Source organism: Sporolituus thermophilus DSM 23256 (assembly GCF_900102435.1).
Classification (GTDB): domain Bacteria; phylum Bacillota; class Negativicutes; order Sporomusales; family Thermosinaceae; genus Thermosinus; species Thermosinus thermophilus.
Map to the genome: position 1 here is coordinate 26,028 of NZ_FNBU01000027.1, position 11,209 is coordinate 37,236.

10 protein-coding genes and 1 pseudogene are annotated in these 11,209 nt (G+C 47.0%); 1 reads left to right on the top strand and 10 read right to left on the bottom strand.

Annotated elements, in window-relative coordinates; all coding sequences use genetic code 11:
* Window positions 1-59: 59 nt before the first annotated feature.
* The 3 genes from rimO to BLQ99_RS12975 form a co-directional block, all read right to left on the bottom strand.
* Window positions 60-1,385: a 30S ribosomal protein S12 methylthiotransferase RimO gene (gene rimO / locus BLQ99_RS12965; RefSeq protein WP_093691657.1), complete on the bottom strand. Its 1,326-nt coding sequence runs from the start codon at window positions 1,383-1,385 to the stop codon at window positions 60-62.
* A gap of 14 nt (window positions 1,386-1,399) precedes the next feature.
* Window positions 1,400-2,431 carry an ABC transporter substrate-binding protein gene (locus BLQ99_RS12970; RefSeq protein WP_093691659.1) on the bottom strand — a complete coding sequence of 344 codons (1,032 nt, stop codon included), beginning with the start codon at window positions 2,429-2,431 and terminating at the stop codon, window positions 1,400-1,402.
* Window positions 2,432-2,553: 122 nt separating this feature from the next.
* The gene (locus BLQ99_RS12975) at window positions 2,554-2,946 is read right to left on the bottom strand and encodes a DUF6941 family protein (protein ID WP_093691661.1); all 393 of its coding nucleotides are present in this window, start codon (window positions 2,944-2,946) and stop codon (window positions 2,554-2,556) included.
* A gap of 132 nt (window positions 2,947-3,078) precedes the next feature.
* Here BLQ99_RS12975 and BLQ99_RS12980 point away from each other — a divergent pair, with 132 nt between their 5' ends.
* A complete protein-coding gene (locus BLQ99_RS12980) occupies window positions 3,079-3,468 on the top strand; it encodes a hypothetical protein (RefSeq protein ID WP_093691663.1) in 390 nt (129 codons plus the stop codon).
* Window positions 3,469-3,493: 25 nt separating this feature from the next.
* On the opposite strand, the gene BLQ99_RS12985 is transcribed toward BLQ99_RS12980, so the two are convergent.
* The 7 genes and pseudogenes from BLQ99_RS12985 to BLQ99_RS13015 form a co-directional block, all read right to left on the bottom strand.
* Window positions 3,494-5,380 (bottom strand): YgiQ family radical SAM protein, encoded by a 1,887-nt coding sequence (locus BLQ99_RS12985; RefSeq protein ID WP_093691665.1) that lies wholly within the window; start codon window positions 5,378-5,380, stop codon window positions 3,494-3,496.
* 29 nt (window positions 5,381-5,409) lie between these two features.
* Window positions 5,410-6,156, bottom strand: a complete 747-nt coding sequence (locus tag BLQ99_RS12990; RefSeq protein WP_093691667.1) for a helix-turn-helix domain-containing protein — start codon at window positions 6,154-6,156, stop codon at window positions 5,410-5,412.
* Window positions 6,157-6,160: 4 nt separating this feature from the next.
* Window positions 6,161-7,210, bottom strand: coding sequence for a tRNA 2-selenouridine(34) synthase MnmH (gene mnmH / locus BLQ99_RS12995; RefSeq protein WP_245690486.1), 1,050 nt, complete (start codon window positions 7,208-7,210; stop codon window positions 6,161-6,163).
* A 79-nt stretch (window positions 7,211-7,289) separates the two neighbouring features.
* On the bottom strand, window positions 7,290-9,440 hold the full coding sequence (locus tag BLQ99_RS13000; RefSeq protein ID WP_093691671.1) for an FtsK/SpoIIIE family DNA translocase: 2,151 nt from the start codon (window positions 9,438-9,440) through the stop codon (window positions 7,290-7,292).
* 106 nt (window positions 9,441-9,546) lie between these two features.
* Window positions 9,547-9,774 carry a YlzJ-like family protein gene (locus BLQ99_RS13005; RefSeq protein WP_093691673.1) on the bottom strand — a complete coding sequence of 76 codons (228 nt, stop codon included), beginning with the start codon at window positions 9,772-9,774 and terminating at the stop codon, window positions 9,547-9,549.
* Window positions 9,774-10,556, bottom strand: a complete 783-nt coding sequence (locus BLQ99_RS13010; protein WP_093691675.1) for a ClpP family protease — start codon at window positions 10,554-10,556, stop codon at window positions 9,774-9,776. Before BLQ99_RS13010 ends, BLQ99_RS13005 begins: the two co-directional genes overlap by 1 nt.
* Window positions 10,557-10,938: 382 nt before the next feature.
* A pseudogene (locus tag BLQ99_RS13015) lies at window positions 10,939-11,209 on the bottom strand (ISLre2 family transposase); the annotation flags it as partial.

Below are 11,209 nucleotides of genomic sequence, written 5' to 3' on the forward strand. Positions count from 1 at the left end.
TGAATGAAAGAAAAATAGTAGGGACAAGCCACTACTATTTTGACGGTTCCCTGCCAGGTCTATATTTTTTCCGCCAACAAATCATAGGTAAAACCCTGTACAACCTTAGCAACGATCAGGTCACCAGCCCTACTGCCTGTTGCACCTTCTACATAAACACGTCCATCCACATCAGGCGCTTCCCGGTAAGAACGACCAAAAACCACCCCTGGTTGATCGCTTTTACCCTCTACCAGTACCTTTAGCACACGTCCTTCCAACTGGCGATTAATCTCTTCCGAAATTTGGCACTGCAAAGCCATTAGTGCATGGTAGCGTTCCTGTTTGACTTCCTCCGGAACCTGGTCTGCCATGGCCCCCGCTACTGTTCCTTCTTCTTGCGAATAGGTAAAGATGCCGACATGGTCAAATTTCTGAACCTGCATAAATTCCTGCAGCGCTTGAAAATGGTCGTCTGTTTCCCCCGGGAAGCCAACGATAAAAGACGTGCGGATAGCTACGTCCGGTATGGTTTTTCGAATTTTGGCAAGCAAGCCTTCAATATCAAAGCGACTGTCCCGGCGGTGCATGGCCTTTAAAATGTCGTCGTGAATATGCTGGAGCGGCAAATCAACATATTTGCAGATTTTTGGCTCTTTGGCCATTACCTCGATGAGCTCATCCGTAAAGTAGCGGGGATAACAATAAAGAAGACGTATCCATTCGATTCCCTCAATCTTAACCAACGACCGCAACAACTGCGGTAGCCGGGGCTGGCCATACAAGTCTCGGCCGTAACTGGTCGTATCCTGGGCGATAAGGTTTATTTCCTTGATGCCGTTTGCCGCCAAACGTTTTACCTCATTGACAATGGATTCCTGCGGACGGCTGCGAAACCGGCCCCGAACCAACGGAATGACACAATAGGAACAACAATTGCTGCACCCTTCGGCAACTTTAACATAGGCACTATACTTCGGTGTCGTATGAATACGCGGCATGGTTTCATCGTAAATAGTTTCCGTTGGCCCAATCACTAAGACTCTCTGTCCGGACAGAGCAGCCTGGACGGCTTCCATGATGCGATGCCAGGCTCCCGTTCCGACAATCGCGTCTACTTCCGGCAGCTCATCAAGCAATTCCTGCTGATAACGTTGTCCTAAACAGCCGGCAACGATAAGCGCCCGACAGTTGCTTTCCTTCTTATATTCAGCCATCTGAAGAATAGTGGTAATGGATTCTTCTTTTGCCGAATCAATAAACCCGCAGGTATTGACAATGAGAATATCGGCATCACCCGGGTTATCGACAATGGCGATGTTGTTATCGGTTAATATGCCGAGCATGACTTCTGTATCAACTAGGTTTTTAGCGCAACCGAGGCTGACAAACCCGGCTTTGAGCATTTTTCTCCCTCCCGCTATTTGGGGCTAAATCGCACTGACTGCACCCATTTATCCAATAGTTTGTTTTTTTGTTCACGTGTCATAGTAGCAGTGTAATCCCATAGTTTTAAATTTTTGGCCGCGTAATTCCGGTAGGTAAGTAACTCAGGATTGGTAGGTATGAAATAATAACGATTTTTTTGCAGGGTCGCCTGGGCGTTATCGGTTATAAGCCAAGCAAGAAACTGTTTAGCTTCAGCGGCATGCAGCGCTTTTTGCACTAAACCTGCGCCTGCCAGCCAAAAAGCGGTTCCTTCTTCGGGATAAATGATTTTCAAGGGGAAACCATCATTAATATAGCGAAGGGCTTCCGAATGAACGGCAATAGCAAGGTCAGCTTCTCCCATTCCCGCCATTCTTACCGGCGTAGCTAAAAATTTGGCATATTGCACGATTTGCGGATGGATAGTCTTTAGATAAGCTAGCGTTTTTTCTTCACCATGAATGGATGTCATGGTATTGAGCAACGTTTCCGAAGCTTCCGCCGCCAAAAAGTCGGTCATGGCCAAACGCAACCGGGGTTCTTTTCCCAAATCGGCCCACCGCGACGGCTGATTCGGCATGTTCTTAAGCGCATCAAGGTTAACGGCAAAAACAATAGGGTCAAACCAAAGACCGATCCAGTTATCATCATTATCTTTAAAACGTTCGGGAATGAGATCAGTTTCCTCGGTAGTATACACAGCAAAGGCATTTAATTTTTTCGCTTCAACTAGAACATCCCGACTGGCAAGCACCAGGTCGGCCCGTGGCGAAGCGCTTTCCACCTTTAGCCGGGTCAGCAAATCTTTATCCGTCAGCGGAATGATATTAACTTTAATATTACTGGTTTTTTCAAATTCTTGTCCTAAAACGGCCACTTGCTCCACAGGCAGCGTAGTGTAGACGGTAAGACTTTTCACATCTGCCTTCCGGTTTCCGGCATAGCCCGCCAAAATTGTAGAACCGGCCAAAACAAGGGTCAATAAAAAAACAGAAATTAGAAGTAAGGGCAGATAACGGCGCATCCGGGACCACCTCGTAGCACCAAAATAAGGAGATCAGAACAATAATACTATACTGTTAAATGCTTCGGTAAGCAAGAAAAAAATCCTACCATATTTCATGAAAAAACACGGGGCGCCCCGTGTTAGACAACGGTAATAGGATATACATTTTGGCTGATTTCCCGATCTTGTGAATCAACAAGTGTCACGCGCAGTTCATATATGCCTTCATGCGTAAAGTCAACATTCTCCAGTAAAAGACTATTAATTTGCCGGTATGTACTGTCTTTTAAGGAAAATGGCCCATTTTCTCCACTGGCTACGACGCGGCCATCAGGAGCAATGATTTCCGTTTTTTCTGTGTAGCTTTGTTGATTGCCCACGCCGCCGCGCCAAATGGTTAGGACGGTAAAGGGTTGGGAATATCCCATGGTATACTGACTGAATTCATTATGGATGTTATGTCGTCCGTTTTCGTCCGTCGTCACGCCTTCACACAGTAGGGCTGCCTGCAAATACGGTTCACTATGATGCATGCTGTTTTTCACCTCCGCAGTTTTTGCCTAGTCTTGAACGATTATTTTTACTGGTGCTCTTAAAGTTATTCCCTGTTGTTATAAAATTATGTATAATGAAACATATGGATAGAGCTTATAAGGAGTGATTACATGGACAGGCCTTCGTGGTGGTCTTTTATCCCGGCCAATATGCCCTTACCGCTTTTACTTATCATTATATACTTGTTTATTATCGCCTTAGGCAACTTGTTTGCCTTGTATCAATACGTCGCCGTTCAGCCAAACCTGCTTACGGCAATAGGACACCTTGTTTCTGTTTTGCTATATGCCGGACCAGCCTACGGGTTACTCAAACTTAAGCGTTGGGCCAGGTCTGTTGAACTTTACTTGTCCCTTTTTTCGGTTGCACTTGGTTTGTTTCTCATGTTTACCGGCGCTTTCGGAATGGCAGTCATGATTATTGTACCGCATGGACTTATCGCTATTTATTTGCTTACAGACAAATGCCGGGAGCTATTCGGCTTGACGGAGAATAAGTAAATAAAATTCACGTGTATGCAGCGGGCTAACGTTTGTTAGCCCGCTGCCTTTTTGCTGATTGACACCGGCTTACAGGAAGCCGGCGCTGTTTTCTGCTTACCTCGGGCTTGTCTTGTTCTACCCGAGGTTTTATAAGGCACTTAGGCCCATAGCCGATTAAATCCTGCCGGTTGGCTTTGACCAAGGCCTCATAAACTAAGTCATAATTCTTAGGATCGCGATATTGCATTAACGCCCGCTGCAGCTTCTTTTCATGCGGATCTTTAGCCACATAAACCTTTTCTCCTGTAAGCGGATTGATGCCTGAGTAATACATAGCCGTAGACAAGCTGCCAGGCGTTGGAATAAAGTCCTGTACCTGTTCAGGATGATAGTGAATATCGCGGAGAAATTCGGCAAGTTCAACGGCTTCTTTTAATCCGGCTCCCGGATGGCTGGACATAAAATAAGGCACCAGATACTGTTCTTTTCCCAGCTGCTGGTTTACCCGCCGGTACGCTTCCATAAACTTAATATATACTTCTTTGCCCGACTTACCCATTAGCCGCGTAACTTTTGGCGATATGTGCTCGGGCGCAACCTTGAGTTGACCGCTTACATGGTGCTCGCATATTTCGCGTAAAAATTCCTCGTCCTTGGCGGCCAATAAATAATCATAGCGCAGCCCGGAACGGATAAACACCTTTTTCACTCCCGGCAAACTGCGCAGGGCGCGCAGCAAGGAGAGATAATCCTTGTGGTCGGCTGTTAGATTGTTACACGGGTTAGATCCCAAACAATGGCGTCCCTTACAGGCCCCTCTTTCCGTCTGAAAACGACAGGCTGGGGTACGAAAATTGGCAGTAGGACCACCTACGTCATGAATATAGCCTTTAAAATCGGGGAGTTTAGTTAACAACTTCGCTTCCCGCAAAACAGATTCGTGGCTGCGGCTTTGAATAATCCGTCCCTGATGGGATACAATTGCACAAAATGAACAGCCGCCAAAACACCCCCGGTGGCTAACAAGGCTGAATTTGACCTCTTGGATGGCAGGTACACCGCCCTCTTTCTCATAAACCGGATGATATGTGCGCTGGTACGGGAGATCATAAATTTCGTCCATCTCAGCCGTTGTCAGCGGCATTGCCGGCGGGTTCTGCACGACAAAGATGTCGCCGTGCCGCTGCACCACCGTTTTACCGCGGATGGGATCCTGCTCCAAGTATTGCAGTTTAAATGCTTCGGCAAAAGCTTCTTTACTGGTAATTACTTCTTCGTAACTCGGCACCTGAACATAATCCCACAAATGGTCCAAATTATCAGCGCAATAGCAGGTGCCTTGGACATCGCGAATATGTCTTACGTCAAGACCGGCGGCAAGTTGGGCTGCAATTTCCTTAATCTGCCGCTCGCCCATCCCGTATATAAGTAAATCGGCTCGCGAATCAACTAAAATTGAACGTCGGACCTCATTTGACCAGTAATCATAGTGAGCAAACCGGCGCAAACTTGCTTCGACGCCGCCGATGATAAGGGGGATATTTTTCCATAATTCCCGAATACGGTTGCAATAAACGATGGTCGCCCTGTCAGGTCGCCGCCCAGGCTTGCCACCAGGAGAATAATTGTCCTTGCTGCGATATTTTTTGGCCGCCGTAAATTTGCTCAGCATGGAATCCATGTTTCCCGCTGATACCAGGACCCCCAAGCGTGGCTTGCCTAATTTCTTAAAATCTTCGGTCGAGCGCCAATCGGGCTGGGCAATGATCCCTACCTTGTAGCCATATTTCTCCAGTAACCGGCAAATAACGGCCGGGCCAAAGCTGGGATGATCCACATAAGCATCACCGCTTACAAATAAGAAATCTAATTGGTCCCAACCCCGCTTTTGCATGTCTTCTCTGCTAATAGGAAGAAAGTTATTGTCCATGATTTCACCGCTCCAAAAGAAAAAAGCCTTTAAGGCTTTGTAGTAGTATTTGCCGCAAAAGATTTCACTATGACTTCCCCTTTAGCGCCTAGCTTCCCGAGAGACTGACCGTTGTGGCTTAGCTCGACACCACCGGCATTGCCGAGTTTAATAACAATGTTGCGCTCCGCCTCCCAGGTAAAAGAATCACCGGCATTAGGGGTTCCCTCATAAATTTCTTTTCCGTCGGCCGTGACTGACGTCCAGCACGCATCAGTATATTTTGCCGTAATTACCACGGGTTTTATCTTTGCCGGGGGCTGGCCGGCAGGCACCGGTAGCGTCTGCATGCTCTGCGGCGGTTGAGCCGGAACAGTTGGCGACGGTACCGGCGCGACGGGAGCAGGCTTAACTTCTGGTGCTGGACTCTTAGGCTGATGCCAGGCCATAAACCACCAAACAGCGCCCGCAATGATAACACCCGTTACCCCTGCGACAAGCCACTTAACGGGAAAAGCGGAAGCAGACACTTCCGTCTTAATCGCCGCTGGTTCAATCGTTTGCTGCGTATGGCTCTGGCGATACAGGTTGACCATCTCTTGGCCGTTAAGACCCAAAAAATTGGCATAATTGCGAATAAATCCCTTTAAATACACCTCTCCGGGAATGGCCGAATAATTACCTTCTTCGATAGAACTAATATATAACGCCCGTATACTAGTGGCGTTTTCTACATCCTTGACTGTTAGCCCCTTTTTTTCCCTTTCCCGCCGCAAAATTTCGCCCACAGTTTCCACGCAATTACCTCCTCTGCTCTAAATACTCAACAATTTGGCAGGCCGCTTGATCCAAATTATTAGCATCGACTACCAAATCAAAATGATCCGGGTTGGCTGTTTCGTAGCCATACAGGGGGTCATAATAATCTGTCAAAAGGATGCGTACAACATCACGCACCTCGCCGCGCAGCAGCTTGTCCGACAAGGCCGTGACTTTCCGCGTACCCAGGCGTTTGGCCAACGCCTTGAGACTGACCAGCAGCGCTTCCGTATTATTTCGGTAAACATCAACATACTCGGCAATGAGGCGACTGACGCGAGTCTCCAAGTCGGCCTGTACCAAAATCTTTTTCCCCCTCCGCATTGCCTGATATAAGACATCGGGAAGATATACATTACCGATCCTTTTACTTTCACATTCCACAACAATATAGCGTTTTTCGCTAAGCCGCTGTAACTCTTGCAAGAGGAGAGCGTCAAAATTTTGCGCCGTCTGTGACTTTCCCAAACCGACTTGACCAAACACGGAGCCGCGATGATTGGCTAAGGATTCTAAATCAATAACCGGAACTTGTTTTTCGGCAAGTTTGCCTAATAAGGCAGTCTTGCCCACTCCGGTTGAACCACAGATAACAATGATTTCCGGCCGTAATTCAAATGTTCGCAACCTATCAAGGACAAAGCGGCGGTAAGCCTTATACCCGCCAATTAATTGATAAGCTGTTATTCCCATCAAATCAAGAACGGTCACCACAGATTTGGATCGCATCCCGCCGCGCCAACAATATATGATGATCGAGTACCCTGTTTGATAAAAAGACCGGATTTGGTTGACAAGCTCAGGAAGTTTGCTTGATACAATGGCTAATCCCCGCTGCTTAGCCTCAATAACACCCACTTGCTTATATATTGTCCCCACTTCCGCCCGTTCATGGTCATTAAATAGCGGAATATTAATCGCTCCGGGTATATGTCCTTCTTCGTATTCGCCTGGTGACCGCATGTCAATAAATAAAGGTTTCTCTATTTTTAAAGCGTCTTCAAGCGCAATGACTTTATGCAAAAGAATCACCACATTACATAGAATTCTGGTACTATTCTTCCCCGTAAAAAATGGAACAAAACTTGTAAGCAAATGTTTCTGCGGCCGGCTATTCCTGCTTAAAATAGCGAGCATATACCTGGTCGGAGGTCATAAGAATTTCCCGAGGTTTACTGCCTAAATTAGGCCCGACAATTTTCATTTCCTCCATTGTATCAATGAGCCGCGCTGCTCTGGTATAGCCAATCCGGAATTTACGCTGCAACATAGACGCAGACGCCTGACCGGTTTCCAGCACCATACGGATGGCATCCTCAAGGAGTTCGTCTTGATATTTTTCCCGCTCATCCTTATCTTGAACATCGCCGGCAGTCGTTACCCCTTCCGTGTATTCCGGCTCGGCTTGTTTCTTGATATAGGAAACAAGTTCTTCCACTTCACTGTCCGAAATGAAAGCGCCCTGTACGCGCAAAGGTTTTGGCGCACCAACAGGGTAAAAGAGCATATCACCTTTGCCCAGCAGTTTTTCCGCGCCCGCCATGTCAAGTATGGTGCGGGAATCGACTTGCGATGAGACCGCAAAGGATATCCGGGACGGAATATTGGCTTTGATAATGCCGGTAATGACATCGACGGAAGGTCGCTGGGTCGCTAAGACCAGGTGTAGACCGGCGGCACGCGCCATTTGGGCTAAACGGCAGATAGCGTCTTCGACATCTACCGGTGCGACCATCATCAAATCGGCCAGTTCGTCGATAATGATAACGATAAGCGGCAATTTCCCCTCTGAATTGAGGTCATTGTACCGGCTGATATCTCTGACCCCTGCTGCTGCGAATAAGGCATAGCGCCGCTCCATTTCTTGCACTGCCCACCGCAGGGCAGAAGCAGCTTTTTTCGCATCAGTAACAACTGGGGTTAACAGGTGGGGAATGCCATTGTAATTAGACAGTTCCACCACTTTGGGGTCTATTAGGACAAACTTTACTTCATTCGGCAATGATTTAAACAATATGCTGGTAATCAGTGTATTAACGCAAACACTTTTGCCCGATCCGGTCGCCCCTGCTACCAGGACATGGGGCATTTTGGCCAAATCAGCTACAATGGGCAAGCCGGCGATATCCTTTCCCAAGGCCACTGTCAACTTAGAGGAAGCCCGTTGAAATTCCTCACTTTCTAAAACTTCCCGTAACGAAACACTTGCTATATCCTTATTTGGCACCTCGATACCGATAGCGGCTTTACCGGGAATAGGCGCCTCAATACGGACCCCCGGAGCAGCCAACTTAAGGGCAATATCATCGGACAGATTGACGATACGGCTGACCTTAACGCCTGGTGCCGGTTCCAACTCGTAACGTGTAACCGCCGGTCCCTGGGAAGTATTAATGACTTTGGCGGAAACGCCGAAACTGGCCAACGTCTCTTCGAGCAGACGAGCATTGTCGGCAATATCCTTCGTGGTTTTACTCGATCGGGATTTGGCAGGTTTTTTTAGTAGCGACAAAGGAGGCAATATATAAGGAGTATTGCCTCCTTTGTCTTGCGTTCCTTCACCATGGGGCTCCGCTTTCAGTACACGTTCAGCCTGTGAGGTTGTTGTTTCATTTGGTTCTGTCCTGGCTAAAAAATGTTCCCGCTCCTGATCATAGAACTTAGAAGTTGCCGGTTTTTCCTCTTGCTCTTCTTCAAGAGACACCGCGGTTTCGTAACTACCGGCAATGGCTTCACGTATAGCAGTTAAACCCTGTACCGTCTTTTCCTTGACAAATTGAAGAACTTGCGCGAGGGAATAGTCGGAAATCATAACAAGAGCGGAAAGTACCGTTGCCAATAAGACGATTACAGCCCCGTCGATACCGAATAACTTGCGTAAGATAAACAGAACCATGCCACCGACAAGCCCGCCACCGGGAACAAGGCTTTCCGGCAGTATCTCCATGCCAGGAGCAATCTTAATGTGGTGCCAAATAGCCAGCGCCTGTACATACAGCAGCATTAGTCCGAAAAACTTTACTGAGTAAACGATTTCACGCCGGGTCCAAATATACCGGGACCCGATTGCCGCCAGTAAAAAAGGAATGACTACAGCCCCCACACCGAAACCGTGTTGTAATAGCCTTGTAATAAAGGAGCCTACCGGGCCAGTGTTAAGTCCTAACAAACCAATCAAAGCAATAATGGCAATGGTAATAAAACAGATGCCTAATAATTCATATTTTAGTTCCGGAGTCAATTCAGGCACCAGCTTGGCCAATGGAGACCACCTCAAATTTTTATTTTTCTCCAATTTGCGGGGAAATCCTTTATTATTTGTAAAATAAATAAGCACTCCACCAGGAGTGCATACTTTCGGCTATTAATTATACTGCTTTTACGACGGGTTGGTAAGTCAACACGGTGCCGGGTTGAAGGTCGGAACGCAAATAGTCCTGCGGGTCTGTCGATATAATACGGATGACGCGGCACTGGACGGGTGACAGCCGTTCAACGACAACCGTCAGGCCGTTATAATCGATTTCCTCATAATTAGGTTGAGCATCAAGCCCTTCCAGCACTATTTCCAGTGGCATCACCGTCCATAAAATCATTACTGCTTCAACCCCTTCGTCTCCTTTTGCGTACGAATCAGTTCCTGCAGCTTAGCAATTGCTTGCGCCATACCGCCTAACTCGTCAATCAGGCCATAGCGAACAGCATCGCGCCCTACCACGTTGGTCCCAATATCCCGCGACAATTCACCTGTCTTAAAGAGCAACTCTTTCCATTTCTTTTCCGTAATTTTGGAATGGCTAACAACGAATCTATTAATTCGCTCTTGCATTTTTTCTAAGTAATCGAAAGAACTGGGTGCACCGATAACTAGACCGGTTAGGCGAATGGGATGAATCGTCATGCTGGCACTTTCGACAATAAACGAGTAATTCGCCGACACCGCTATTGGCACTCCGATACTATGGCCCCCGCCTAAAACCAGTGATACGGTCGGCTTAGATAGACTGGCGATAAGTTCGGCGATAGCAAGACCGGCTTCCACGTCGCCCCCGACTGTGTTTAAAAGTAAAAGTAGACCTTCGATGTCTGGATTTTGCTCAATTGCTGCAATCTGCGGCATAACATGCTCGTACTTTGTCGTTTTATTCTGTGGCGGTAATACCATGTGTCCTTCGATCTGACCAATAATAGTCATAACGTGAATGTTGGATTTCGCCGTAGGAACCTCGGTACTACCCATTACTTGGATGGTTTCTGTGGTTGCCGATTTTTTCGCCTGCCGGCTTTTTTTATTAGGAGCGTCCGGCTGAACGGGCGTATTAGGATTTTCCGGATTAGTTCCCGGCGGCGCGACCACCGGATTATCGTTATCTATCATCATATCCCTCCGACTATTTAGTCTTCTTTTAGTATTCAACGGCAAACCTATTTTCATGCAAATAGCTTCGTAGCAATGAAGCGCCACTGTCAGTCAAGTCAATTGAAGAAACATGTAGCGGCGGTAGCCGCCTTATCCTGCAAAAAATAAAAAATGCCTTGAGATCCTCCGGGTTGAGGATTCAAGGCATTCCACTGCTTTTGAAAAAAACCACAAAGTAAACCGGTATTTCGGTTTCTTACTTTGTGGCATGACAAGTGTTCCGCTATAACTATACTAGCCTAGTCAGGCTTTACTTGCAATTTAAAAATTTTTATGGATAGTGTCAAGACATTGTAGGATTTTTTAGAAGACATACCATCACGGATGAGTTAACATAATATTAAGCATAGGCAAGCGAAAGCTCCCGCAAGACCTTATATAAGAAGTTTTTCGGCCCCTTTAATACAGGAATATTGTCATGTGTTTCACAGGTTGCTTTTGTTTTCTTTTGCCGTTCAACTTCTACAGTTTCTGCCGGGCTTGTTGTCATTATCTCAATTTTGTAATTTGTACGTTGTTGTCTTAGATATTCCTCGGCTACTGACTGACCATTTGCCTGACATACGCGTATGTATGCCATATGCTTGGCGCCTTCTCGGCTCCACCCCATC